This window comes from Streptosporangium sp. DT93 (genome assembly GCF_049844535.1).
In the GTDB taxonomy this organism is placed as follows: domain Bacteria; phylum Actinomycetota; class Actinomycetes; order Streptosporangiales; family Streptosporangiaceae; genus Streptosporangium.
Genome location: NZ_JBNCLF010000010.1, coordinates 173,223 through 196,565, shown reverse-complemented (window position 1 = coordinate 196,565; position 23,343 = coordinate 173,223). Strand labels below are relative to the sequence as shown.

General features: G+C 73.4%; 22 protein-coding genes. 9 read left to right on the top strand and 13 right to left on the bottom strand.

The window, feature by feature from the left end; translation table 11 throughout:
- Positions 1-15 precede the first annotated feature (15 nt).
- Entirely contained in the window at positions 16-1,008 is a 993-nt protein-coding gene (locus tag ACLQ2R_RS22400) for a hypothetical protein (RefSeq protein ID WP_425962307.1), read from the top strand.
- Here the strand turns inward: ACLQ2R_RS22400 and ACLQ2R_RS22395 are convergent.
- Positions 992-1,801, bottom strand: a complete 810-nt coding sequence (locus tag ACLQ2R_RS22395; RefSeq protein WP_425962306.1) for a hypothetical protein — start codon at positions 1,799-1,801, stop codon at positions 992-994. The two genes, ACLQ2R_RS22400 and ACLQ2R_RS22395, sit on opposite strands and share 17 nt — an antisense overlap.
- Positions 1,788-2,303, bottom strand: a complete 516-nt coding sequence (locus ACLQ2R_RS22390) for a SigE family RNA polymerase sigma factor (protein ID WP_425962304.1) — start codon at positions 2,301-2,303, stop codon at positions 1,788-1,790. The genes ACLQ2R_RS22395 and ACLQ2R_RS22390 overlap by 14 nt, the downstream gene beginning before the upstream one ends.
- Positions 2,304-2,487: 184 nt before the next feature.
- On the opposite strand from ACLQ2R_RS22390, the gene ACLQ2R_RS22385 reads away from it, so the two are divergent.
- Positions 2,488-3,465, top strand: coding sequence for a hypothetical protein (locus ACLQ2R_RS22385; protein WP_425962303.1), 978 nt, complete (start codon positions 2,488-2,490; stop codon positions 3,463-3,465).
- 141 nt (positions 3,466-3,606) lie between these two features.
- Here ACLQ2R_RS22385 and ACLQ2R_RS22380 read toward each other — a convergent pair whose 3' ends face one another.
- Both ACLQ2R_RS22380 and ACLQ2R_RS22375 read right to left on the bottom strand, forming a co-directional pair.
- Positions 3,607-4,140, bottom strand: coding sequence for a GNAT family N-acetyltransferase (locus ACLQ2R_RS22380; RefSeq protein ID WP_425962301.1), 534 nt, complete (start codon positions 4,138-4,140; stop codon positions 3,607-3,609).
- A complete protein-coding gene (locus ACLQ2R_RS22375) occupies positions 4,137-4,520 on the bottom strand; it encodes a metalloregulator ArsR/SmtB family transcription factor (RefSeq protein ID WP_425962300.1) in 384 nt (127 codons plus the stop codon). The genes ACLQ2R_RS22380 and ACLQ2R_RS22375 overlap by 4 nt, the downstream gene beginning before the upstream one ends.
- A gap of 124 nt (positions 4,521-4,644) precedes the next feature.
- On the opposite strand from ACLQ2R_RS22375, the gene ACLQ2R_RS22370 reads away from it, so the two are divergent.
- The 3 genes from ACLQ2R_RS22370 (at position 4,645) to ACLQ2R_RS22360 (ending at position 7,892) form a co-directional block, all read left to right on the top strand.
- The gene (locus tag ACLQ2R_RS22370; RefSeq protein WP_425962298.1) at positions 4,645-5,139 is read left to right on the top strand and encodes an ArsI/CadI family heavy metal resistance metalloenzyme; all 495 of its coding nucleotides are present in this window, start codon (positions 4,645-4,647) and stop codon (positions 5,137-5,139) included.
- Between the two features lie 254 nt (positions 5,140-5,393).
- On the top strand, positions 5,394-6,524 hold the full coding sequence (locus ACLQ2R_RS22365) for a glycosyltransferase (protein WP_425962296.1): 1,131 nt from the start codon (positions 5,394-5,396) through the stop codon (positions 6,522-6,524).
- Between the two features lie 105 nt (positions 6,525-6,629).
- Positions 6,630-7,892, top strand: coding sequence for a cytochrome P450 (locus ACLQ2R_RS22360; RefSeq protein ID WP_425962294.1), 1,263 nt, complete (start codon positions 6,630-6,632; stop codon positions 7,890-7,892).
- A gap of 101 nt (positions 7,893-7,993) precedes the next feature.
- Here ACLQ2R_RS22360 and ACLQ2R_RS22355 read toward each other — a convergent pair whose 3' ends face one another.
- From ACLQ2R_RS22355 to ACLQ2R_RS22340, 4 genes are all read right to left on the bottom strand, one after another.
- Entirely contained in the window at positions 7,994-10,333 is a 2,340-nt protein-coding gene (locus ACLQ2R_RS22355; RefSeq protein ID WP_425962292.1) for an FdhF/YdeP family oxidoreductase, read from the bottom strand.
- Between the two features lie 58 nt (positions 10,334-10,391).
- Positions 10,392-11,036 carry a response regulator gene (locus tag ACLQ2R_RS22350; protein WP_425962291.1) on the bottom strand — a complete coding sequence of 215 codons (645 nt, stop codon included), beginning with the start codon at positions 11,034-11,036 and terminating at the stop codon, positions 10,392-10,394.
- Complete coding sequence (locus tag ACLQ2R_RS22345) at positions 11,027-12,247, bottom strand: sensor histidine kinase (protein WP_425962290.1); 1,221 nt, start codon at positions 12,245-12,247, stop codon at positions 11,027-11,029. The genes ACLQ2R_RS22350 and ACLQ2R_RS22345 overlap by 10 nt, the downstream gene beginning before the upstream one ends.
- A gap of 176 nt (positions 12,248-12,423) precedes the next feature.
- Complete coding sequence (locus ACLQ2R_RS22340) at positions 12,424-13,167, bottom strand: sulfite exporter TauE/SafE family protein (protein ID WP_425962289.1); 744 nt, start codon at positions 13,165-13,167, stop codon at positions 12,424-12,426.
- 328 nt (positions 13,168-13,495) lie between these two features.
- Between ACLQ2R_RS22340 and ACLQ2R_RS22335 the strand changes: the two genes are divergently transcribed.
- Genes ACLQ2R_RS22335 through ACLQ2R_RS22325 form a run of 3 tightly spaced genes read left to right on the top strand, consistent with a single transcriptional unit; the run spans position 13,496 to position 17,032 of the window.
- Positions 13,496-14,332: a carotenoid biosynthesis protein gene (locus tag ACLQ2R_RS22335; RefSeq protein WP_425962287.1), complete on the top strand. Its 837-nt coding sequence runs from the start codon at positions 13,496-13,498 to the stop codon at positions 14,330-14,332.
- The gene (locus ACLQ2R_RS22330; protein ID WP_425962285.1) at positions 14,320-15,792 is read left to right on the top strand and encodes a phytoene desaturase family protein; all 1,473 of its coding nucleotides are present in this window, start codon (positions 14,320-14,322) and stop codon (positions 15,790-15,792) included. Before ACLQ2R_RS22335 ends, ACLQ2R_RS22330 begins: the two co-directional genes overlap by 13 nt.
- A 37-nt stretch (positions 15,793-15,829) precedes the next feature.
- Positions 15,830-17,032 (top strand): glycosyltransferase, encoded by a 1,203-nt coding sequence (locus ACLQ2R_RS22325; RefSeq protein ID WP_425962283.1) that lies wholly within the window; start codon positions 15,830-15,832, stop codon positions 17,030-17,032.
- On the opposite strand, the gene ACLQ2R_RS22320 is transcribed toward ACLQ2R_RS22325, so the two are convergent.
- Positions 16,983-17,579: a glycerol-3-phosphate acyltransferase gene (locus tag ACLQ2R_RS22320; RefSeq protein ID WP_386234825.1), complete on the bottom strand. Its 597-nt coding sequence runs from the start codon at positions 17,577-17,579 to the stop codon at positions 16,983-16,985. The two genes, ACLQ2R_RS22325 and ACLQ2R_RS22320, sit on opposite strands and share 50 nt — an antisense overlap.
- A 40-nt stretch (positions 17,580-17,619) precedes the next feature.
- Here ACLQ2R_RS22320 and ACLQ2R_RS22315 point away from each other — a divergent pair, with 40 nt between their 5' ends.
- A complete protein-coding gene (locus ACLQ2R_RS22315; protein WP_425962281.1) occupies positions 17,620-18,408 on the top strand; it encodes a spheroidene monooxygenase in 789 nt (262 codons plus the stop codon).
- 152 nt (positions 18,409-18,560) lie between these two features.
- Here the strand turns inward: ACLQ2R_RS22315 and plsX are convergent, their stop codons facing one another.
- From plsX to ACLQ2R_RS22295, 4 genes are all read right to left on the bottom strand, one after another.
- On the bottom strand, positions 18,561-19,532 hold the full coding sequence (gene plsX / locus ACLQ2R_RS22310; protein WP_425962279.1) for a phosphate acyltransferase PlsX: 972 nt from the start codon (positions 19,530-19,532) through the stop codon (positions 18,561-18,563).
- A 259-nt stretch (positions 19,533-19,791) separates the two neighbouring features.
- Complete coding sequence (locus ACLQ2R_RS22305) at positions 19,792-20,712, bottom strand: phytoene/squalene synthase family protein (RefSeq protein WP_425962277.1); 921 nt, start codon at positions 20,710-20,712, stop codon at positions 19,792-19,794.
- On the bottom strand, positions 20,709-22,169 hold the full coding sequence (crtI, locus tag ACLQ2R_RS22300) for a phytoene desaturase family protein (RefSeq protein ID WP_425962276.1): 1,461 nt from the start codon (positions 22,167-22,169) through the stop codon (positions 20,709-20,711). Before crtI ends, ACLQ2R_RS22305 begins: the two co-directional genes overlap by 4 nt.
- Positions 22,166-23,215, bottom strand: coding sequence for a polyprenyl synthetase family protein (locus tag ACLQ2R_RS22295; RefSeq protein ID WP_425962274.1), 1,050 nt, complete (start codon positions 23,213-23,215; stop codon positions 22,166-22,168). Before ACLQ2R_RS22295 ends, crtI begins: the two co-directional genes overlap by 4 nt.
- Positions 23,216-23,343: the final 128 nt, after the last annotated feature.

Genomic DNA, 23,343 nt, shown 5'->3' with positions numbered 1-23,343 from the left:
CGTCATGATCGCGGGATGAGTTACGGAACAGCCGGTACGGAACCGGCCGGCGTCGGTGCGCGGTGGAGCGCCGTTCGCAGATTCGCGGGGTACGGGGCGGCCGCGACGCTGTCCCTCTACCTGGTCGTCAAGGTGATCTGGGTGCTCGCCGCCCTCACCGGCGGCGGGGCGTCCGGCGCCGGGAACTGGGTGGCGCTCAACGCGGTGACGGTGGGCATGGCGGCGGTCGGGATCGCGCTGGGGCTGGCGCTGGCACAGCCCTGGGGCCGCCGGATCCCCGCCGCTCCCCTGCTTCTCGCCGCGTGGACGGGCGCGGGTTTCCTGGTGCCGATGCTGCCGTACCTGGTGGCGAACGCCGTGCTCGGCGCGGCCGGAGCCGGGGGTGCGGAGGGGAGCGCGTCCGGGGGCGTCGTGGCGATACCGGCCTGGGAGGGGGTCTTCATCACGATCGGGTTCGCCGGGATGGCCGCCGGGCTGGCGGCCGGTCTTCCGATCTACATGCGGGAGCGCTGGCCGCACGCGTTCCTGGGCCGCCTCGGGGACGGTCCGGGTCCGCCCCGGAGTCCGTACGCGACGAGGGTGGCGGCGGCGGTGGCCTTCGCGCTGGGGTCGTCGTGGCTGTACTGGGCGCTCGGCGGGACGCTCGGGCTGGCTCCCGCCCATCGGGGCATGGGTGTGAACGAGCGCCTGCTGAGCGGCAACTGGGCGCTGTGGGCGTTCGCCGGCGCCTGGAGCATCTGGGTGATCACCTCCCCCCGGCACACCGGCCGGACACCGGTCTGGGTCCCGCTCTCCCTGGCCTTCACCGCCTCGGGATCGCTGTTCGCCTGGGGGTGCTGGAAGCTGTCCGTGGCGGTGCTGCGGCCGGTCGGCTACGTACCGGAGGAGCATCCGGTGGTGGCGGTGGTCCAGCACGCCCTGGCCATCGGCGCGGGCGCCGCCATGATGGCCGGGATCGTGCGGACCTGTCGCGAACGCGCCGCCGGGCGGGTCAGTCCTCGGCGGTGAGACCCGCGGCGATCCTCCTCAGTTCGCGGTCGACCCTCTCGTCGGTGCCGAGGTCCTCGGCGTAGTCGGGGCTGAACATCACCGTGACCCGCCGTCCCTCTCCCACGCTCAGGAAGACGGTCGGGGTGCCCTTCCCGCCGTCCTCGCCGACCCCCTCCGTGACCCGGTAGGCGGTCGTCCCGTCGCCGACGGTCACCTCCTTCCCCGTCCCCTCCTCGCGGTGTCCCCGGACCCTCTCGTCGGCCTCCTGGGCGGCCCGGCCCTCGTAGACGTAGATCTGGACGCAGTAGGCGCCGTTCTCGTCGCCGTCGTAGTTCCACGAGGTCGTGTACTTCTCACCCCGGTCCAGGGACCAGTTGGACCACCGCAGGCCGTCGGGCAGATAGCCGACCCTGAGGCTCCCGAAGGCCCTCCCGTCACCCAGGTCGCCGAAATCCCTGGGCTCGGGCTGCGGGGGCGGCCCGCTGTCGTCGATGGCGGGAGGTTCCGGCACGGCCACGGCGGTGAGACTCGGGTCCGGCGTCCCGGTGGCCGCGACCCTCCCGGCGGGATCGGGCACCCCTACGGTCGAGGCGTCCGGGCCGAGGGCCAGGTAGAGGGGGGTACCCGCGCCCGCGACGGCCACGGCCGCGGCCAGGGCGGTGAGCCTGATCCGGTGCGTCTTCCTCTTCCGCGAGGCACGGAGAACCCGGTCCAGCAGGTCCGGCGGGGCGTGCAGCCTCTCGACCTCGTCCGCCATGATCTTCCGCAGGTCGTCCTCGGGCGCGCGGAGGCCACTCTCAGGCGTGGACATTCCCGATCACTCCTTCCGCCGCTTCCGGGCCGATCGCCGCGCGGAGCTTGGCGAGCGCCTTCGATGCCTGACTCTTCACCGTGCCCGTCGAGCAGCCGAGGATCTCCGCGGTCTGCGTCTCGCTGAGGTCCTCCCAGTACCTCAGGACGACCACCGCGCGCTGCCGGGGAGGCAGCCCGCGCAGGGTGTCCATGAGGAGGTGACGCAGGTCGACGTCGGTCTCGCGTGCCGCGGACTCCGGGGGGGTGTGCATCGGGATGACCCGCATGATCGCCCGGCGCCGGGCGCGGCTGATGGAGGCGTTGACGATGATGCGGCGGAGGTAGGGCTCAGGGTTGTCGTAGCGCACCCGGTCCCAGTTCCGGTAGGTACGCTCCAGCGCCGTCTGCAACAGGTCCTCCGCCTCCTTCTCGTCGCCGCACGCGAGGTAGGCGACCCGCAGCAGGCTCGTGCCGCGCGCGGCGACGAACGCCGCGAACCCGTTGTCCTCGGCATCGCTCACTCCTGTCCGTCCAATGTCATGCCTCCTAATACGCCCGCACCGCATTGCGCGTTGCCCGCGCCCCCGGCGAGTTCACATCCCGAAAAATCGCCCGACCGGCGATAAATGTCTAAAAGATCTCTGCTGCGCGAATTGAAGATCGTACGCGGGCAACCTTCCGGAGGAGCCGGGCGTATAGGGGGTCATGACATCGCATGACCGGAGAGAACAGACGACGACCGCGACCTCGCCGGGGCGGCTGCTGATCGCGATCGGCACCGCCCTGGCCGCGGTGGGCGTCGTCGCCCCGCCCGGCCCGGCGAGCGCGACGGAGCCGCGGCCCGTCGCCGTGTCCCGCGCCGTGGCGGACCCGCCGCAGGGCGCCTACTGGCACACGAGGACGCTGTGGACCGCCACCTACCCCTGGAAGCTGGGGAAAGGCCCCAACCGCTACCACGTGGAGGTGCGGCGGCTCTCCGAGGACTGGACCACACCCGGCGGCAAGAGCTGGTTCGGGTACCGGGAGCTGGCGACGCGGCCGAAGAGCGCGGCCGACGAGCGGGCGTGGCGCCGCGACGGCTCCCCGGCCAGGTGGAGCCGGACCGCGGACGGCAGGAAGGCCTCCCTGTCCACCCTTCCGGACAAGGGCAGTGTCGGCCCGACGAAGGGCGTCGCGGACGTGTTCTACCTGGCCGGGCAGCAACTGTCGTACGAGGAGCTCCAGCGGCTGCCCGCGGACCCGGCCGGGCTGAAGGACTGGATCGAGAAGGCCGTACGGGTCCGGAAGGCGGACCCGACCGCGGACATTCCCGAGGACGCCGTCGACGGTCACGTGACGGGAACGCTGATCTCGATGCTGCACGAGGTGCCGGTGCCCAAGAACGTCCGGGTCGCGGCCTACCGGGCACTGCCGACGAGGCCCGGCGTCCACGTCCGGGGAAAGGCGAAGGACGCGCTGGGCAGGACGGGCGAGCGCCTCTCCTTCGACCACGCGAACGGCCGCGGGAACAAGGGTACGAAGCTCGAGACCGAAGTGATCGTCGACACCGGCACGATGCTGCTGCTGGCCCGCGGGGCGAAGACCACGATCGACGGCAGGCCGTTCCTGCACAAGACGTCGACCACGACCGTGCTCCACGTCGGCTGGACCGACAGCCCGCCGTCGGCCCCCGCCCTGCCCTGACCGGCCGGCCGGCCGGCCACCGACCGATCCACGCTCTCCCGCGAGGGGCGATCGCGATCACGGAGCTGCCGACTGCGACGAGAGTGTCCGTGCATGCTGTCCGGCCTGTCGCACCCGAAACTCTCGGGTCTGCGTGTGGTGTCAGAAGATGAGCGGGCTGCGGCGCTCGATCAGCGTGACGTCGCGCCAGATGCCGTGGTGGCGGCCGATCCGCTCCCGGGTGCCGATCACCCGGAACCCGGCGCGGGCGTGCAGGGCGAGGCTGGCGGTGTTCTCGGGGAAGACGCCGGACTGGATCGTCCAGATCCCGGCGGCCTCGGTGGAGGCGATCAGGGCCGCGAGCAGTGCGGAGCCGACGCCGCGGCCCCGGGCGCCGGGGTGGACGTAGACCGAGTGCTCCACCACCCCGGCATAAGCGCACCGGTCGGAGACCGCGACCGCCGCGACCCAGCCCAGCACCCGGCCGCCGTCGGTGTCACCGTCATGGCCGGTGCCGGTGCCGATGGCGACGTGGCGGTGGGCGGGCAGCTTGGCCGCCTCGAACCGCTCCCAGGTCGGGACGGTGGTCTCGAATGTGGCATGGCCTTCGTCGATGCCGAGCCGGTAGACGGCCAGTACCTGGGCGGCATGCCCTGCGGTCATGGCCGTGACGCGCGGCCCCGCGCCGGTGCTCATGTCATCGCCGTGGCGCGCGATCCCAGGATCGCCGAGAGCCGCTCCAGAACGCCCGGGTTGACCCGGTAGTAGACCCACGTTCCCCGTCGTTCGCCGTCGATCAGCCCCGCGGTGCGCAACACCTTCAGGTGGTGGCTGATCGTCGGGCCGGTCACCTCGAAGGCGCCGGTCAGGTCGCACACGCACACCTCGCCGCCCTCGTGGCAGGCGATCAGCGACAGCAGGCGCAGCCGCACCGGATCGGCGATCGCCTTGAACAACGGCGCCAGCTCCTCGGCCTCGGCCGCGTTCAGCGGCGCGCACACCAGCGGCGCGCAGCACGCCTGCCCGGCCTGATCGGTCCCGGCCGGGTCCACGACCGGCGACGCTTGTTTCGACATATCTCTAAGTTGACAGAGATCTAAGCAGCCTGCAAGCTGAAGCCGAACCACTGTATAGATGTTCATCTAAACAGTTCCGGGTGGTGGCCGTCACCCCCCGGTCACGACCTCGTGGAGGATCGCCATGTCCCGTGTCCAGCTCGCCCTGCGCGTCGCCGACCTGGAGGGCTCGATCGCCTTCTACTCCACACTGTTCGGTGTCGAGCCCGCCAAGCGCCGCCCCGGCTACGCCAATTTCGCCATCGCCGAGCCCCCGCTCAAGCTGGTGCTGCTGGAGGGCGAGGAAGGCCACGACACCCGCCTGGACCACCTGGGCGTCGAGGTCACCGACAGCGCCCAGGTGGAGGCGGCCACCCAGCGGCTCAAGGACGCCGGGCTGGCCACCTTCGCCGAGAACGACACCTCCTGCTGCTACGCCCTGCAGGACAAGGTGTGGGTGACCGGCCCCGGCGCCGAGCCGTGGGAGGTCTACGTCGTCAAGGCCGACGCCGACACCCTTGGCAAGTCCGCGAGCACCGTCCAGGACCCGGTCGCGTCGGGCGCCTGCGACACGGGCGCGGAGAAGACCGGCGAGCGACCTCGGGCGGCCGGCGCCACGGCGAGCGGTGGCTGCTGCTGACAGACCGACCGCGGGTCACCTTCGCCCCCGCCGGGTCGTACGCGGGCAACCCCCCGCGGGGGTGAGGCGTATAAGAGATCATGACATCGCATGACCGGAGAGAACAGACGAAGGCCACGTCCTCGTCGGCCCGGCTGCCGATCGCCACACCGGCCGATCCACGCTCTCCCCGCCAAGGGGCATTCGCGATCGCGAGGCCGGACAGGCCCGGGAGCGCGTCTCGGGACGAGCACACACGTGAACGGGGACCTTCGATGACGGGGAAGATCCGCAGGCTGCCCGTGAACGCGGCACTGTGGTCACTCAGAAGGCTCAACGACAGGAGGGCACGGCGGGCACCCGCGCCCGACACGGGAACGGTCAGGATCCTGCTGCACCACGCCCACGGAATGGGCGGCACGATCCGGACCGTGCTGAACCTCGCGGGATATCTGGCGCGGGAGCGGGACGTGGAGATCGTCAGTGCCGTCCGCGCGGCCGAGGAGCCGTTCTTCCCGATCCCGCCGGGGGTGCGGGTGTCGTTCCTGGACGACAGGGTGGGGCCGCGCGGCCCGGCGGCCCGGCTGCTCTCCCGCTTCGCCAGCAGGCTGGTCCCCGAGCAGGAGAACGTCCGCCAGGCCGTCACGCTCTGGACCGACCTGCGCCTGCTGCGCTTCCTGCGGTCCCTGCGCGGCGGCGTGCTCATCGCCACCCGCCCGGCGTACGCCCTGGCCGCCGCCCTGCTCGCGCCGCCCGGCGTCATCACCGTCGGACAGGAGCACGTCACCCTGCAGACCCACAAGCCCGAGATGCTGCGGCTCATCAAGAGGCGGTACGGCAGGTTCGACGCGTTCGTCACGCTCACCGAGACCGACCGCGAGCAGTACGCCGCGTTGCTCAAGCAGAACGCCCCCCCGCGGCTGCTGCGCATCCCCAATGCCGTCCCTCCCCTGGCCGGAGACGTCTCCACGCTCCAGGAGAAGACGGTGATCGCCATCGGCCGGGTGGTCCACGCCAAGGGCTTCGACCGCCTGGTCAGGGCCTGGAAGCACGTCGCCGAGGCGCACCCGGACTGGGTCCTGCGCATCTACGGCGGCAGCACCCCGGACCGGGAACAGCGGCTGCGCGAGCGGATCGAGGAGGCGGGCCTGTCCGGGAAGGTCCTCATGATGGGCAGCAGCAAGGAGATCGGCTCGGAGACAACGCGCTGCGCACCGCCTCCCGCTACGACCTCGACGTCGTCGGCGCCGAGTGGGACGCACTGCTGGCGGATCTGGGCAGGCGTTCCCACCTCCGCTCCTGCTCCCTGGGCACCGCCACCTGGTGACCGGCCGAATTCACGGTGTGTTTTTCTTCGTCCTCACGAACACCTCGGTCCGGTCGCACACCCGGCGCGCTCGCCTTGACACTCGTTTCCCGGCTCGTACTCTGTTCCCGGACCATTCATCATGCCCCGTCCACGGTTCATTCCTGCCCAGGGAACATGAGTCCCGACAAAGGAGAACGCCGCCTTGACGACCACTCCCGAGACGCAGGGCCTCACCTGCCCGATCGCCCATCCATTCGACCAGGGAGCGGATGGAATCAATCGACCCGGCCTGTACAAGAGCAGAACGTACGACAAAGTCCGGGAGACCGGCACGGGCGTCGTCGACATCGAACGCGCGAACGGCACGGCGGCGAAAATCGTCACCCGCTATCACGATGTCGTGCGGGTGCTGAGGGACCAGAGGACGTTCTCCCGGCAGGCGGCTCTCGACGTCGACGACGTGGAGATCGGCGACACCCTCCTGGGGCTGGACGGGGACGATCACGCGGCGGTACGCAACGTCGTCAAGGACTGGTTCACCCCCGCGGCGGTGGAGGAACGCCGCCCCGAGATCGAGGCGCGTGCCACGGCGCAACTGGACGTGATGCTCTCCCGGGGGGAGCCGGCCGATCTCGTCGAGACGTTCGCGATGCCGCTGACCCTGGACACCATCGGCGACATCCTGGGGTTACCGCACCAGGACAGGCCGCAGTTCCACAGGTGGAGCGAGGTGTTCCTCGCCAACAACACCCTGACCCGCGCCGACACGGAGAGCGCGACGACGGCGATGGCCGGCTACCTGGCGGGGCTCATCGAGCAGCGCGGCCGGCAGCCCGAGGGCGACCTGCTGTCGCAGATCGCCGCCGCCGGGGCGTCCCTTCCCCCTCAGCGGATCATCATGCTCCCGATCGCGTTGATAGTGGGAGGGTGGGAGACCGCGACCGCTTCGATCGGGACCTTCGTCCAGGTGCTCCTGACCCACTCGTACGAGGACCACAAGAGCGCCTACGAATATCTCGTCGACAATCCCCACATGGTCGCCGGTGCGGTCAACGAGCTGGAGCGGATGTTCTCCAATTCCGCCGCCGACGAAATGCCACGCCGGGTGACGCAGGATGTGACGCTGCCCAGCGGTGCGTTTCTGCGGGCGGGCGAAGTCGTCATTCCCTCTCACGACGCCGCGAACTTCGACCCCCGGGTCTTCGACGATCCGCACGAGATGAACTTCGCCCGTACCGGAAAACATCTGTCGTTCGGTCACGGGGCTCATCACTGCATCGGGCGCCACCTCGGCCATGTGGAGGTCGTCATGGCGGTGGAACTGCTCGTCCGCAGGCTTCCCGGACTGCGGATGGCCATCTCACCCGACCGGGTCGAGTACAAGGTCGGGAACGCCATCAGCGGCCCGGTGCGGCTGCCGGTGGCGTGGACCCCGTCGAGCCCGTCGGCCCCGTCCACCGGGTGAACGGTGTCCTCCTCCACGTGACACCTCAGCGACCGTGACGGGCGCCGAGAACGGGAACGGGAGGAGGACGCCGGGACCGACGCCGATCCCGTGGCCGTACGTCAGGCACCGTCCGCGTCCCGCAGGACGAGCCTGACGACGACGCTCTTGGAGGTGGGGGTGTTGGAGGTGTCGGCGACCGAGTCCAGCGGCACCAGCACGTTGGTCTCCGGGAAGTACGCGGCGCAGCAGCCGCGCGCGGTCGGATAGGCGATCACGCGGAACGCCTCGGCCCTGCGCTCGCCGTCGGGCCACTCGCTGACCAGGTCCACCATGTCGCCGTCGGAGAGGTTCCGCTCGGCCAGGTCCCCGGCGTGCACGAAGACCACCCGGCGTCCGCCGCGCACGCCCCGGTAGCGGTCGTCCATGCCGTAGATCGTGGTGTTGTACTGGTCGTGGCTGCGGACCGTCTGCAGCAGCAGCCTCCCCGGCGGGACCCGCAGCACCTCCAGCGCGTTGACGGTGAAGTTGGCCTTCCCGGTCGCGGTCGGGAAGCGCCGCTCGTCGCGGGGCGCGTTGGGCAGCGCGAAACCGCCCGGGACGCGGACGCGGGCGTTGAAGTCGTCGAAGCCGGGCACCACCCGGGAGATGCGGTCGCGGATCGCGTCGTAGTCGGCCGCGAACTCCTTCCACGGCACGTGCGGGTCGTCGCCGAACAGCTCCGTCGCCAGCCGGCAGACGATCTCCACCTCGGAGATCAGGTCACCGGAGGCGGGGGGCAGCTTGCCCCGGGAGGCGTGGACCAGGCCCATGGAGTCCTCGACGGTGACGAACCGCCCGGCACGGTCGCCGGGACCTCCGGAACCACCGGGACCGCCGGGCGCGCCGCCGGTGTCGCGTTCGGTGCGGCCCAGCGTGGGGAGGATGAGCGCCTCCCGCCCGCAGACCGCGTGGGAGCGGTTGAGCTTGGTGGAGACCTGCACGGTCAGCCGGGCCCGGCGCATCGCCTCCTCGGTCACCGCGGTGTCCGGGGTCGCGGACACGAAGTTGCCGCCCATCGCCACGAAGACCTTGGCCCGCCCCGACCGGAGCGCCCTGATCGCCTCCACGGTGTCGAAGCCGTGCTCGCGGGGCGGCTCGAAGCCGAACTCCCTGCCCAGCGCGTCCAGGAACCAGGCCGGTGGGCGCTCGTAGATGCCCATGGTGCGGTCGCCCTGGACGTTGGAGTGGCCGCGCACCGGGCAGACCCCGGCGCCGGGACGGCCCACGTTGCCGCGCAGCAGCAGGAAGTTCACGACCTCCCGGATGGTCGCGACGGAGTTCTTGTGCTGGGTCAGGCCCATCGCCCAGCACACGATGACCGACTTCGCGCCCAGCACGTCCCGTACGGTCTCCTCGATCGCCGGGCGGTCCAGCCCGGTCGCCTCCTCGACCTCGGCCCAGTCCAGGGAGCGCAGGTCCTGTGCCCAGGCGTCGAAGCCCAGGGTGTGGGTCTCGACGAAGTCGCGGTCGACCACGGTGCCGGGAGCGGCCTCCTCGGCCTGGAGCAGCAGCAGCGACAGGGCCTTGAACAGCGCGAGGTCGCCGTTGAGGCGGATCTGCAGGAACCGGTCGGCCAGCGTCGTGCCCCTGCCCACCAGCCCGGAGATCCGCTGCGGGTTCTTGAAGCGCAGCAGCCCGGCCTCGGGCAGCGGGTTGACCGCGACGATCCGGGCGCCGCCGCGCTTGGCCCGCTCCAGCGCCGACAGCATCCGGGGATGGTTGGTGCCGGGGTTCTGGCCGACCACGAAGATCAGATCGGCCCGGTGCAGGTCCTCCAGCGAGACCGTGCCCTTGCCGATGCCGAGGGTCTGGTTCAGCGCCGAGCCGCTGGACTCGTGGCACATGTTGGAGCAGTCGGGCAGGTTGTTGGTGCCGAACCTGCGCACCAGGAGCTGGTAGGCGAACGCGGCCTCGTTGGAGGTACGGCCGGAGGTGTAGAACAGCGCCTCGTCGGGGTCGTCGAGCGCGCGCAGCTCCCTCGCGACGATGGAGAAGGCGTCCTGCCAGCTCACCGGCACATAGTGGTCGGAGCCGGGAGCCCTGTGCATCGGCGAGGTGAGACGCCCCTGCTGCCCCAGCCAGTGGTCGGTGTGGCGGGCCAGGTCGTCCACGGTGTGCCGGGCGAAGAAGTCGGCGGTGACGCGGCGTACGGTGGCCTCCTCGGCCACCGCCTTGGCGCCGTTCTCGCAGAACTCCGCGGGGCTGCGATGATCGCCCTCGGGCCAGGCGCAGCCCGGGCAGTCGAAGCCCTCCTTCTGGTTGACGCCGGCCAGGGTCAGCAGCGTGCGGCCGACACCCATCTGGGCCTGGGCGGTCGCCAGCGACCGGGTCACCCCCGGGATGCCTGCGGCCCACTCCTTGGGCGGGGAGACCTTGAGACCGTCCTCGCCGACCTCGTCACGCGGTGCCTTCCTGGCCATCTCTCGCCCCTCCTTCGTGAAACTCTGTCTCTGCGACGCTACGCCTCGGGCAAAGGGTTCAGGAACCGAGGTAGCGCAGGACGGCCAGGACGCGGCGGCTGTAGCCGGTCGCGTGGGAGAGCTCCAGCTTGTCGAACAGCGCGTTGACGTGCTTCTCCACCGCGCTCTGCGACACGTGCATGGCCTGGGCGATCGAGCCGTTGGTCAGGCCCTGCGCCATCAGCTCCAGCGTCTCGCGCTCGCGTACGGTCAGCCTGGTCAGGGGGTCGGCGTGGCTGGTGCGCGCGAGCAGCTGCCTGACCACCTCCGGGTCGAACGCCGCGCCCCCGGCCCCCACCCGCTCCAGCGCGTCCAGGAAGTCGCCCACCTGCGCCACCCGGTCCTTCAGGAGGTATCCCACGCCCTCGACGTTCCCGCTCATCAGCTCGGTGGCGTACCGCTTCTCCACGTACTGCGACAGGACCAGCACCCTGACCCCCGGCCGGTGCCGCCTGATCTCCAGGGCGGCGCGCAGCCCCTCGTCGGTGTGGGTGGGAGGCATCCGCACGTCGACCACCACCACCTCGGGCTCGTGCGCGGCCACCGCCGCGACCAGCGCCTCGGCGTCGCCGACGGCGGCGAGCACCTCGTGGCCCTCCTCGGCCAGCAGCCGCACCAGGCCCTCGCGCAGCAGGGTGGAGTCCTCGGCCAGGATCACCCGCACGGCAACTCCGCCACGATCGTGGTGGGCCCGCCGGGCGGGCTGGTCACGCCGAAGCGGCCGTCCAGCGCGGCCACCCGCCGCGCCAGCCCGGAGAGCCCGCCGCCCGCCGCGTCCGCCCCGCCCACACCGTCGTCCTGTACGCGCACGACGACCATTGTGCCGTGCCCCGCGTCGTGTCCCGCGTCGTGTCCCGCGTCGTGTCCCGTGCCGCCTCCGGTGGCGTGCGCGCGGACCTCGACGGTGACGGTGCCGGCGCGGGCGTGCTTGGCCGCGTTGGTCACGGCCTCGCTGACCACGAAGTACGACGCCGTCTCCACCGCGGTCGGCGGCCGTACCGGCAGGTCGCAGACGATCGTGACCGGGACGCCGGAGCGCTCGGCCACCCCGGCGAGGGCGTCGGCGAGCCCCAGGGAGTCCAGTCCCGACGGGTAGACCCGCCAGGCCACCTCGCGGAGCTCGGCCAGGGCCTGCTGCGCCTGCTCGTGCGCCTGCTCCAGCAGCTCGGGCCGTCCCCTGCGGGCGCGCCCGACCAGCATGGACAGCGCCACCAGCCGCTGCTGGAGCCCGTCATGCAGGTCGCGTTCGATCCTGCGCCGCTCGGAGTCGACGGCCGTGACCACGCCCGCGCGGCTCTCGGCCAGCTCGGTGATGCGCCGCCGCAACGCCTCGGTGGGGTCGGATCCGAGCATGTACGCGGCCAGCCGCCGTTCCAGCGCGTGCACTCCCGCCACACCGGACAGGACCAGGAACAGCAGGACGAGACCCGCCGGGAAGATGTAGGCGAGCAGCGGCACGCTCGGGGTCATGCCGTCGAACGGCATCCCCCTCCCCCAGGACCACGCGAGCGTGACGGCCGTCCAGGCGCCGATGACGAGCAGGAAGACCACCACGCCGCCGAGCACGCCCACCGGCGTTCTGGCCGCCAGGTAGCGCAGTTCCCTCCCGTCCGGGGGCCCGTCCGGGGGGCCGTCCGGGGGGCCGGCGCCGAGTCCGAGGGCGGCGGGGTCCAGGCGCAGGCGGCGGGCTTCGAGCACGGCCAGCCGCCGCGCGGCCCCCGACACGGCCGGACGGCCGGTGAACGGCAGCGTGAACAGCACGAAGACCAGGGTGAGCAGGGCGGTGACCGCGCCGAGGACCACCGTCCACAGCAACCGCACCCCTTCGGCCGCGACGCGCGCGCCGTCCCTCGTACCGCTCGGCCGATCCGCCATGCCCCGAGGGTACGGACGATCGGGGAACGGCGGGAATGAGGTGCGCGGCCGGTGCGGGGTGTGGAGAACCACACCCCGGCAGACGCCCCGGGGACGGCCGGCACGGGGTGGCCCGCGCGTGAGCATCGGGGCCGGGCTCGACGCCTGTGTGTGAGCGACGAGGCCGAGCGTGCCGTTTACGCGTAGGCGTCGAGACCGAGTTTGACCGCGACGGCCAGGCCGCAGGCGGCGGTGCCGAGCTGGAGCGCGCGGCCGGGCAGGCGGCGGGCGATCGGCGGCCCGAGCAGGCCGCCCAGGAAGAACCCCGCCGCGAGCGGGACCACCGCCACCCACTCCACCGGCCCGAAGAGGGCGAAGGCGATCATCGCCACGGCGTTCGCCAGCGAGGACACGACGGACTTGAGGGCGTTGACCCTGACCGGCGCCTGGTCGAGCACCGCCGAGAGCACCGCGAACATGAGGATTCCGCCCGCCGCGCCGAAGTAGCCGATGTAGAGGGCGACGGCGAACATCGCGGCGCGCGCTCCCCACCCGTCCTCGCCGCCGAGTCCGCGCCCCACCCTCGGCGGGAGGACCAGCAGCAGCGAGGCGGCCGCGATGAGCCACGGCGCGATCACCTCGAACAGGGTGGAGGGGGTCGCCAGCAGCAGCGCCGCCCCGGCCGCCCCGCCGAGCAGGGTCATCCCGCCCAGCCGTACGACCCTCTCGCCCTGCCCGGCGAGCTCGGGCCGCGAGCCGATGGCCGCCCCCACCCCGTGGAACGTCAGCGCCACCGTGTTCGTCACGTTGGCCGCCAGCGGCGGCAGGCCGAACGCCAGCAGTGCCGGGTAGGAGACGATCGAGGCCAGGCTCACCACGGTGCCGACCACCCCGGCGAGCGTCCCGGCTCCCATCAGCCACAGCACATCGGCGACGTCCACGGTCGCACAGCCAATCACACCCCCCGCCGCCGTACGGCACCGCCCCGGACCGGGCCACCGGGGCGGGAACGGAACCCCTCACGGACCCGGCCGCCACGGCGGGAGCGGAACGGCCCCGGAGCCGGACGGCGCGGCGCGACCGGGACCGGGACGGGACCGAGACCGGGACCGGGACCGGGACGGGACCTCCTCAGGGATCGGAACCCTCTCTGGGACCGGGGCCTTCCGCGACGGAGTCGGGCCCTCCACGGTGAGATCGAGGCCTTTCGCGGCAAGATCGGCACCTCAAAGTGAATCTGACCGCGCCCAGCCGCTCGAATGACCGTTCATGGGGCAGAGCCAACAGGTGAACGGCGGACGGCAGGGGCTCGGCGCACTGCGGGAGCGGCCACCACCGGACGGACCGGGGACGGCGCGGTCGAGGCGGGCGGCGGGCGCGCTGGGCGTGGTGCTGCTGGGCGCGATGGTCGCCGCGCAGGTCGCCTCGGGTCTGCAGCCCCGGCCGATCACGCTGACCGCCGTGGTGGTGCTGCTGCTGGCCGGGAGCGCGCTGGCCTTCGCCGCGACGACCCACGGCGCCGCTCGCGCCGCCGTGGCGTTCGCCGCCGTGGTCGTGACCGGGTACGCCGCCGAGTGGGTGGGGATCAGGACCGGTGTGCCGTTCGGCGGCTACCACTACACCGGCGTGCTGCGCCCGCAGCTCGGCGGGGTGCCGGTGATCGTGGCGCTGGCGTGGGGCGGCATGGGACTGGCCGCGCACGCGGTGGCCGCCGCGGTGGCACCCGCGAGCCGGGTGGCGCGCGTCGTGGTGGGAGCGCTGGCGCTGACCGCCTGGGACCTGTTCCTGGACCCGCAGATGCTCCGGCTGGGCCTGTGGGTCTGGCACGACCCCGGCCCCTACCGGGGCGTCCCGCTCAGCAACTTCGCGGGCTGGCTCCTCGTCTCGCTGCTCGTCATGTTCGTGATGGAGCGCGTCCTGGCCGGGCCCGCCGCGTGGAACGCCGGGCTGGTGTCGATCTACACGGTGATGGCGTTCATGGAGACCGTGGGATTCGCGGCGGTCTTCGACCCGCCGGACCCTCTGGTCGCCGCCGCGGGAGGAGTATCGATGGGATTGTTCGCAACTCTCGCCCTGCTCTCCAGGAGGCACCGATGCCGGACGTGATCGTGATAGGCGGCGGGGTCGGGGGCATGGTCTCGGCGCTGCTGCTGGCGGGGCGGGGGCACCGGGTGCGCCTGTACGAGCGGCTCCCCCGGCTGGGCGGCAAGCTCGCCGAGCACACCAGGGACGGTTTCACCTTCTCCCTCGGCCCCTCCCTGCTGACCCTGCCCGAGATCTTCACCGGTCTCGGGGTGGAACTCGACCTGGTGGAGCTCGACGAGCTGTGCCACTACCGCTTCGCCGACGGCTCGACGCTGGCCGCCCACCGCGACCCGGCCCGGATGGCCGCCGAGGTGGACCGGCTCGCCCCCGGCGAGGGCCGCTCCTGGCTGGCCTTCCACGACTGGGCGCGGAAGTGCTTCGACGCGTCGCGGCGCACGTTCTTCACCGGGCCGCTGACCTCGCCGCCCGCCGAGGCCCGCCTGGCGGACCTGCTGGCGGTCTCCCCCGGCCGTACCCTCGACGGCCTGGCGCGCCGTTTCTTCACCGACCCGCGCCTGCGCCAGTACGTCGGCCGTTACGCGACCTACGCGGGCTCCGACCCCTACCGGGCTCCGGCCGCGCTGGGCTGCGTGCCGGCGATCGAGCACGGCGAGGGCGGCTGGTACGTCCCCGGCGGGCTGCCGCGTATCGCCGACGCCCTGACCCTGATGCTGGAGAAGGCGGGCGTGGAGGTCGTGCTGGGCGCCACGGTGGAGCGGGTGCTCGCCGACGGCGACCGGGTCACCGGGGTGCGCCTGGCCTCCGGGGAGTCCGAGCGGGCCGACATCGTGGTCGCCAACACCGACGCGGCGGCGCTGTACGGGCGGCTGCTGCCGGACCGGCGGATGCTGCGGCGCGTCGCCGGGCTCGGCACCTCCTCCTCGGCGTTCCTGCTGCTGGCCGGGGTGGAGGGCAGGACCGAGGGGCTGGGGCACCACTCGGTGGTCTTCTCCGCCGACTACCGGCGCGAGTTCGGCGACATCTTCCGCCGCCGCAGGCCGCCGGAGGACCCGACGGTCTACATCGGCTGCTCGGTGGTGGACGACCCCTCCCAGGCGCCCGCGGGCACGGAGAACTGGGTCATGCTCGTCAACGTCCCGTCCCGGGACCCGGAGCGGTGGCCGATGTCGCCGGAGTCCTACCGGGACCTGGTGCTGGAACGGCTGGCGAGCCGGGGCCACGACCTGTCGGGGCGGCTGCGGTTCGTCGACCTGTTCACCCCCGCCGACCTGCGCGACCGCTACGGCGCGTGGGGCGGCTCGATCTACGGCGGCGCCTACTCGGGCCCGCTGGCCCCGTTCCGCCGCCCCGGCAACCGGGGTCCCCGGCGCGGCCTGTACCTGGTGGGCGGCTCGGCGCACCCGGGGGGCGGGCTGCCGCTGGTCGCGATGGGCGCGAGGATCGTGTCCTCGCTGGTGGAGGAGGACTTCCCCACCGGCTCCCCCGGCTCCCCCGGCTCGCCGGTCCGGGGGCGGGCATGAGACCCGGCGTACGGACGACTCTGCGTGGAGGTAGGCGATGAGAATCCTGAACACCCTGCAGGCGGCGGCCGCGGTGGCGGTGGCGGTGCGGCTGGCCCGGGGGCGGCGGCGGCTGCCCCCGCTGGCCGCGCCGCGCACCCCCGCGCCGACCACGACGGCGCGCGTCTCGGTGGTGATCCCCGCCCGTGACGAGGAGGAGCGGCTGGGGCCGTGCCTGGCGGCCGCGCTCGCCGATCCGGCCGTCACGGAGGTCGTCGTCGTCGACGACGAGTCGCGGGACGGCACCGCCAAGCTGGCCGCCGGCCTGGGCGCGAGGGTCGTGGCGGGGACGCCGCCGCCCGAGGGCTGGGTGGGCAAGCAGTGGGCGGTGCAGCAGGGCATCGAGGCGGCGGAGAACGAGGTCGTCGTGACCCTGGACGCCGACGCCCGCCCCGCGCCGGGCCTGTTCGGCGCGCTCGCGGCGGCCCTGGAGGAGTACGACCTGGTGAGCGTCGGCCCCAGGTTCGTGTGCGAGGGCGTGGCCGAGCAGGCGCTGCACGCCTCGTTCCTGACGACGCTGGTCTACCGTTTCGGCCCGATCGGGCCGTCGGCCCCACCGGCGCCGCACCGCGCGGTGGCCAACGGCCAGTGCCTGGCCTTCCGCCGTACGGCGATGCTCGACGCGGACGGGTTCGCCCGGGTCCGGGGGAACATGGCCGACGACGTGGCGCTGGCCAGGACCCTGGCGGGCGGCGGGTGGGCCGTGGGGTTCCTGGACGGCGGCGGCCTGCTGGAGGTCGACATGCACGACTCGGCCGGCGGGGTGTGGCGGGAGTGGGGGCGCTCGCTGTCGCTGCGCGACGTCACCACGCCGGGCTGGCAGGCCGCCGACCTGGCGGTGGTCTGGCTGGCCGCGGCGCTGCCCGTGCTGCGGCTGGCGGCCGGCCGTCCCACCCGGCTCGACCTGGGCCTGCTGACGGTACGGTTCCTGCTGGCCGGCGCGCTGCGCGGCAGCTACACCCGGCCGGGTCCCGGGGTGCTGCTGTCGCCGCTGCTGGACCCGGTGGCGGCCCTGCGGCTGACGCAGGCCACGCTGCGGCCGGTGCGCCACTGGCGGGGCCGCGTCTACCCCGCCAGCACGACGGACGTCCGGCCGGGCCGGGACCGTGAGGGCGCCTTCCTGGACCCTGACGGCGCGCGGCCGGAAGGGGTCACGAGGGGCGGGCGGACTTCGCGGCCTGACCGAAACGCAGCCCGATGAGGCACATCAGCAGCCCGGTCCCGGCCACCTGCGCCACCGGCGCGAAGAGCAGTTGCAGCAGCGGGAGACCGAACACACCGACGCGCGCCCCGATCGCGAACGACCTCGTGGCCAGCGCCACCGCGATCAGGGCGGCGACGCCGAGCAGGAAGGCCGGCGGGCAGACGACGGCGAAGCCGCCCGCGAAGGTGAGCACCGACCGGCCGCCGCTGAATCCGGCGAAGACCGGCCAGGCGTGCCCGGCCATGGCCGCGGCCACCGCGAGGTACACCTCGGGCACGGCGCCCGCGTCCACGCCGCCGGTCCACGTCGGGGGCGTGGCGGTGGCCAGCAGGGCGAGTGCCCCGGCGAGCGTGCCCTTGAGCATGTCACCGGCGAAGACCGGCACGGCGGCGCGCCAGCCGAGCCGTTCCCTGACGTTCCAGAAGCCGGGGTTGCGGTCGCCGACCTCGCGGGGGTCGAACCCGTACGCGCGGGCGACGAGCACCGCGACCGGCACGGACCCGAGAAGGTAACCGCCGATGACCGAGACGAGCAGGGGAACCATCGCTTCCTTCCATCTGGCGAGATATCCCGATTTAGGGGGTATGCGTTACATGGCGTACGACCGGCCGGTGCTGAGGCGCACGCCGGGGCTGGTGTTCTGGCGGCTGCTGGGCTCCGGCCGGGGATCGTCGACCAGCCTGGCGGCCGACCTGCGGCGCTGGGCGCTGTTCGCGGTGTGGCGCCAGGAGAGCGATCTCGACCGCTTCCTGGCCACCTCTCCGATATCGGCGCGCTGGCGGGGCGAGACCGCGGAGTCCTGGCACGTGCGACTGGCCCCGCTGGCCTCGCGCGGCAGGTGGGACGGGGTGGAACCGTTCGGCTCCCTGCCGGAGGGCGGGCGGCCTGTGCGATCGTCCACGGAGCACGGGACCGGAGAGGCGGAACCGTTCGGCTCCCTGCCGGGAGGCGGGCGGCCGGCCGGACCCGCCGGGGACCGGGGTCCCGGGGGGATGCCGGATCCGGCCGGGACGCGGGCAGGCACGGGGATGCCCGGTCCGGGCGGGCCGGTCGCGGTGCTGACGCGCGCGTCGGTCCGGCCCTCGCGCCTGGTGCCGTTCTACCGGTCGGTCCCCGAGGTGGACCGGCTCCTGGCCGAGCAGGACGGCCGCCTGGCCTCGGTCGGCATCGGTGAGTGGCCGCTGGCCCGGCAGGGCACGTTCTCGCTCTGGCGCGACGAGGCCGCGATGCGCGACTTCGCCCACCGGGGACGCGCGCACCGCCAGGTGATCGGCAGGACGCGCGCGGAGCGCTGGTACTCCGAGGACCTCTTCGCCCGGTTCACCCCGTACGCCAGCGAGGGTACCTGGGACGGTGCCGACCCGCTGGCCTGACCGGCCCGGCGGGCCCGGCACAGAAGACAGGTCCAGCACGGTCGGCGGATCCGGCACGGACAGCGGGTCCGGCACGATCGGCGCGTCCGACAGATCCGACAGATGCGGCGGGTCCGGCGGGTTCTGCGTGGCCGACCGACACGGCGCGGTGCTCACCGGACGGGTTCCGCGCCGAGCCGGTCCCCCGCCCTGCCGGTGGTCCCGTCCCGGGAGAGGTCGTGCGCCACCGCGCAGGCCCGCGCGATCGTCGCCGCCGGCGAGGAGCCGTGCGCGACGACCACGGTGCCGGTGAGGCCGAGCAGCGCCGCCCCGCCGTGGGTCTCGGGGTCGTAGAGGCGGGCCACCCGGCGCACCTCCTCGGCGGCGACGCCACCGGAGCGCGCCACCAGCGCCAGGGCCGTCCGCACCGAGCCCTCGACGTTCTTGAGCACCACGTTCCCGGTGAAGCCGTCGGTGACGATCACGTCGACGGTGCCCGCGAGCACGTCGTGACCCTCGACGTTGCCGTGGAAGCGCAGCGGCAGCGCGGGGAGCAGCTCGCCGGCCCGGCGGGTCAGCCGGTTGCCCTTGCCCGGTTCCGAGCCGATCGACAGCAGGCCGACCGACGGGTCGGCCACACCGAGCACCAGGCGGGCGTAGGAGGCGCCGAGCACGGCGAACTGGGCGATCATCTCCGGGGTGGGGTCGGAGGTCGCCCCCGCGTCGACCAGCACGGTCGCCCCGCCGGTGACCGAGGGCAGCGCGATGGCCAGGGCCGGCCGCAGGACGCCCGGGGCGCGCCCGATGCCGCGGATCGCGCACGAGACGACCGCCCCGGTGGAGCCCGCCGACACGAACGCCGACGCCTGCCCCCGGCGGACCAGGTCGCAGCCGACGGTCAGGCTGCTCGTGGTGGAGGAGACGGCTCCGGCGCCGCGCTCGCTCATCGGGACGACGTCCTCGGCGTGCACCACGTCGATCTCCCCGACGGCGCCGTGACGGGCGAGCTCGGCGCGGACGCCCTCGCCCCGGCCCACCAGCACCACCGGGATGCCCAGCTCGCGCAGGGCCCTCACCGCTCCGGCGACGGTCTCGACCGGTCCGTGGTCTCCGCCCATCGCGTCGACGACCACAGGCTCCGACATCACGTTCTCCTGACGACGACATGTACGGGCCCGGCGGGGGACCGCTCCGGGCCGGTGGGGAACGGGCCCGCGAAGCACGGACCCGCGGGGAGCGGGTCCGTGGGGGACGAACCCGTGAAGAACAGGCCCGTGAGGGGCGGGTTCGTGGAGGACAGGCCCGTGGGAGAGGGCCCCATGAAGGACGGGCCCGTGGGGAACGGGCCCGTGGGCGGTGAGGGCGTGCGGGGCCGCGCGCCGGGGGCCGTGCCGTCCGATCGGCTCACGGGACCTCGACGGTCACGCGCCGCTCGGCGCGGTCGGCCGCGGAGGCGGCCAGCAGGTGCCGTACGAAGATCGCCGCCCTGCGCCGCTTCGGCACCGCGGCCCTGCCTCCGAGCACGTCGTAGCGGGCGGCCTCGATCCGGTCGAGGATGCCCCCGTACAGCGCGACGGCGGCGCGCAGGCACGGCCGCGAGGAGGGGGTCAGCATCTCGATGCCCTCCTCGGCCCGCGCGTAGTGGTCCCTGGCCCGCCGGGTCTCGAAGGCCAGCAGCTCGCGCAGGGCGGGGGTGGGGGCGGGGCGCCCCAGGTCGTCCACCCGCACGCCGAACCTGTCCAGGTCCTCCAGGGGCAGGTAGACCCGGCCGCGCTCCAGGTCCTCGACGACGTCGCGCAGGAAGTTCGTGAGCTGGAAGGCCAGCCCGAGCTGGCGGGCGGGCTCCCTGGCCTTGCCCGCCAGGCCGGGCAGCGGTTCGAGGACGGGCAGCATCATCGTGCCGATCACCGCGGCCGACCCCTCCATGTACTCCAGCAGGTCGTCGTAGCTGGAGTAGCGGGTGACGGTCAGGTCGGCCCGCATCGACCGCAGGAACGCCGTGACGTCGCCGTGGTCGATGCCGAACGAGCGGACGGTCTGGGTGAACGCCGGGATCACCGGGTCACCGGCAGCGTCCGTCCCGGCGTCCCCGGTGGCGCCCGCCAGTGCGCCGGACACCTTGGCGGTCAGGTCCTCCAGCGCCCGCGCCCGGTCCCCGGTCATGGTGAAGGAGTCCACGATCTCGTCGGCGTAGCGGGCGAAGCCGTACAGGGCGTGCACGTGCGGCCGTTTCCAGGCGGGCAGCAGCAGGGTCGCCAGGTAGTAGGAGCGGCCGTGCCGGGCGTTGAGCCTGCGGCAGTACTCGTAACTCGCGGTCAGGGTCATCGGGGGGTCTCCAGTACGCGTTGCGCGGCCAGCCGGCCGGAGATGAGCACCGGGGGCACCCCCACCCCCGGCGCGGTGTACATTCCGGCGAAGTGCAGGCCGGGGACGCGCCGGGCCGCGCCCGCCGGCCGGAACCAGGCCGTCTGGCTGAAGCGGTGGTCCAGGGCGAACGGGGTGCCGGCCGTGTGACCCAGCCGCGCCCATGCGGGCGGGTCGATGGTGAGCCTCGGCGCCGAGGACAGGTCGCCGTAGCCGAGGTCGGCGAGCCTGCCGAGCAGCCGGTCCTGCAGCCGCGGGCTCAGGTCGTCCCAGTCGGCGCCGCCGCGCAGGTTGGCGGTCGGCTCCAGCACGCTGAGGGTGGCGTGACCGTTCGGCGCGGCGCCGGTGTCGGACTCGGGGTAGGTGACCAGCAGGTTGGGGTCGGGCTGCGGCCGTCCGGCGCGCAGCGCGTCGAACGTGGCGTCCCACTGGGCCCCGAAGTGCAGCGTGTGGTGGGCCTGGCCGGCCAGCTTCCGGTCCAGGCCGAAGTGCAGGACCAGGCAGGACGGCGAGTAGCGGGGACGGCGCAGCCTCCAGTCGCCCGCCCCCGGCGGCAGCAGCCCGGTGTGGGCGCGCGACAGGTCGCAGGCGACCACCACGTTCCCGGCCGCCAGGCGCTCCCCGGTGTCGAGCCGGACGCCCGAGACGCCCGAGGCGCCGGACTCGACCTTCACGGCGCGCACCCCGTAGCGGATCTGGGCGCCCGCCTTCTCTGCCAGCGCCGCCAGGGCGCGCGGGATGGCGTGCATGCCGCCGTCGCGCGGGAAGAAGACGCCGCCGACGGTGTCCATGTGGGCGATGACCGCGTAGATGCCGAGCGCGCGGCGGGGCGGCAGGCCCACGTACAGGGCCTGGAAGGTGTGCGCCTTGACCAGCCGCTCATCGGTGACGTGGCTCTTGACCAGGGCGTCCATGCTGCGGAAGCCGCCCAGCGCGGCCAGGCGGGCCAGTACCGCCGGCCTGGCCAGGTCGCGCAGCCGGGTCATGTCGCGGTCGATGAACACCGGCCACTCGGCGTCGAACAGCTCGCCCAGCCGGGCGCGCAGGCGCCGGTAGCGGTCGGCCTCGGCGGCGCCGCTCAGCGCGCGCACCTGCTCGGCCATGGCGTCCTCGCCCTCCACGACGTCCAGGTGCGAGCCGTCGTGGTAGCGCAGCCGGTAGTAGGGGTCCAGCCGCCGCAGCGGCAGCAGGCTCTCCATGTCCTCCCCGGCGGCGGCGAAGACGTCGGCCAGCACGTCCGGCATGGTCAGCACCGACGGGCCGGTGTCGAAGCGGTACTCGCCCACGGTGGCGGTGCCGCAGCACCCGCCCGGCACCTGGGCCGCCTCCACGATCGTGACGTCACGTCCGGCGGCGGCCAGGCGGACCGCCGCGGCCAGGCCGCCGAGACCGGCACCGATCACCACGACGGGACTCACGCGCTCCTCCTGGTGGCCAGGTCGGCGAGGTCGGCCAGCCCGCATGCGGCCTCGGCCGGGACGTCGCCCGCGCCGAGGGCCGCCACGGCACGGGCGACCAGGTCGGCGATGCGTTCCTCGGCGGCCTCCAGCGCGCCGGTGGCGACGATCAGGGCACGCGCGGCCTCCGCTCCCTCGTCGTCGGCGACGTCGTCCAGCAGGGCCGCGCCGTACTCCCCGGCCCGCTCGCGCGCCACCGCGGTCAGCCAGGTGTGCTTGCCCTGCAGCAGGTCGGCGCCGACGGGTTTGCCGGTGGTGGCCGGGTCGCCGAACACGCCGAGCACGTCGTCGCGGAGCTGGAAGGCCTCCCCCAGCGGCAGCGCGTACGCGCTGAGCACGGCGCGCAGCCGGGGGTGCCCGCCGGCGACGGCGTGGCCCAGGTGCAGGGGGCGCTCGACGGTGTACTTGCCGGACTTGTAGGTGGAGATGCGCCCGGCCTCCTCCACGTCCCCGCCGCGTCTGGCGGCGTGGACCAGGTCGAGGTACTGCCCGCCGACGACCTCGCTCCTGAGCCGGTTGAACACCTCCAGGGCGGCCGGGAGGCCGTCCCCGCACACCAGCAGCGCCGCGTCGGCCCAGGTGTAGGCGAGCATGCCGAACAGGGTGGCGGTGGACTCGCCGAACCGCCTCGGGTCGCCCAGCCAGTCGCGGTCGCGGTGGTGGCCGGCGAGCACCAGGTGGGCCGTGGTCCGCCCGCGCCGCGTGTCGGCCTCGTCCATGACGTCGTCCAGGATGAGCGCGCAGGCGTGCACGAGCTCCACCGCGCAGCCCGCGGCGAGCACCGCCTCGTCGTCGGGGGAACCGCCCGCGGCCCGGTGGCCCCAGTACACGAACGAGGGCCGCAGCCGCTTCCCGCCCGCGCGGACGAAGCCGAGCAGTACCTCGCGTATCACCTCCAGGTCGTCGCCGAGGAAGGCGAGCCTGGACGCCTCCCGCTCGAGAAGCCGGTCGAGGTGGTGGTCCATCCGCTCACGGAGCCGGTCGCTCTCGCGGGTGACGGCGGCCATGGGCATCACTCCTTTGCGTCGATAGAGGAATTCGCAAGCGGGACCGCGTTCGGATGCGTCTTCCGGCGGCAGGCTCACGACCCGATGGCCGACGGCGTCGGGCGACCCATCCCCGGGGCGGGCTGCGG

Bases quoted from the DNA above. Each gene is read 5' to 3' on its own strand.
- ACLQ2R_RS22400 (WP_425962307.1), top strand. From the start codon at position 16: ATGAGTTACGGAACAGCCGGTACGGAACCGGCCGGCGTCGGTGCGCGG.
- ACLQ2R_RS22325 (WP_425962283.1), top strand. From the start codon at position 15,830: ATGAGAATCCTGAACACCCTGCAGGCGGCGGCCGCGGTGGCGGTGGCG.
- ACLQ2R_RS22320 (WP_386234825.1), bottom strand. From the start codon at position 17,579: ATGGTTCCCCTGCTCGTCTCGGTCATCGGCGGTTACCTTCTCGGGTCC.
- ACLQ2R_RS22380 (WP_425962301.1), bottom strand. From the start codon at position 4,140: ATGAGCACCGGCGCGGGGCCGCGCGTCACGGCCATGACCGCAGGGCAT.
- ACLQ2R_RS22365 (WP_425962296.1), top strand. From the start codon at position 5,394: ATGACGGGGAAGATCCGCAGGCTGCCCGTGAACGCGGCACTGTGGTCA.
- ACLQ2R_RS22305 (WP_425962277.1), bottom strand. From the start codon at position 20,712: ATGACCCTGACCGCGAGTTACGAGTACTGCCGCAGGCTCAACGCCCGG.
- ACLQ2R_RS22355 (WP_425962292.1), bottom strand. From the start codon at position 10,333: ATGGCCAGGAAGGCACCGCGTGACGAGGTCGGCGAGGACGGTCTCAAG.
- ACLQ2R_RS22345 (WP_425962290.1), bottom strand. From the start codon at position 12,247: ATGGCGGATCGGCCGAGCGGTACGAGGGACGGCGCGCGCGTCGCGGCC.
- ACLQ2R_RS22335 (WP_425962287.1), top strand. From the start codon at position 13,496: ATGGGGCAGAGCCAACAGGTGAACGGCGGACGGCAGGGGCTCGGCGCA.
- plsX (WP_425962279.1), bottom strand. From the start codon at position 19,532: ATGTCGGAGCCTGTGGTCGTCGACGCGATGGGCGGAGACCACGGACCG.
- ACLQ2R_RS22375 (WP_425962300.1), bottom strand. From the start codon at position 4,520: ATGTCGAAACAAGCGTCGCCGGTCGTGGACCCGGCCGGGACCGATCAG.
- ACLQ2R_RS22315 (WP_425962281.1), top strand. From the start codon at position 17,620: ATGCGTTACATGGCGTACGACCGGCCGGTGCTGAGGCGCACGCCGGGG.
- ACLQ2R_RS22370 (WP_425962298.1), top strand. From the start codon at position 4,645: ATGTCCCGTGTCCAGCTCGCCCTGCGCGTCGCCGACCTGGAGGGCTCG.
- ACLQ2R_RS22295 (WP_425962274.1), bottom strand. From the start codon at position 23,215: ATGGCCGCCGTCACCCGCGAGAGCGACCGGCTCCGTGAGCGGATGGAC.
- ACLQ2R_RS22330 (WP_425962285.1), top strand. From the start codon at position 14,320: ATGCCGGACGTGATCGTGATAGGCGGCGGGGTCGGGGGCATGGTCTCG.
- ACLQ2R_RS22385 (WP_425962303.1), top strand. From the start codon at position 2,488: ATGACATCGCATGACCGGAGAGAACAGACGACGACCGCGACCTCGCCG.
- ACLQ2R_RS22395 (WP_425962306.1), bottom strand. From the start codon at position 1,801: ATGTCCACGCCTGAGAGTGGCCTCCGCGCGCCCGAGGACGACCTGCGG.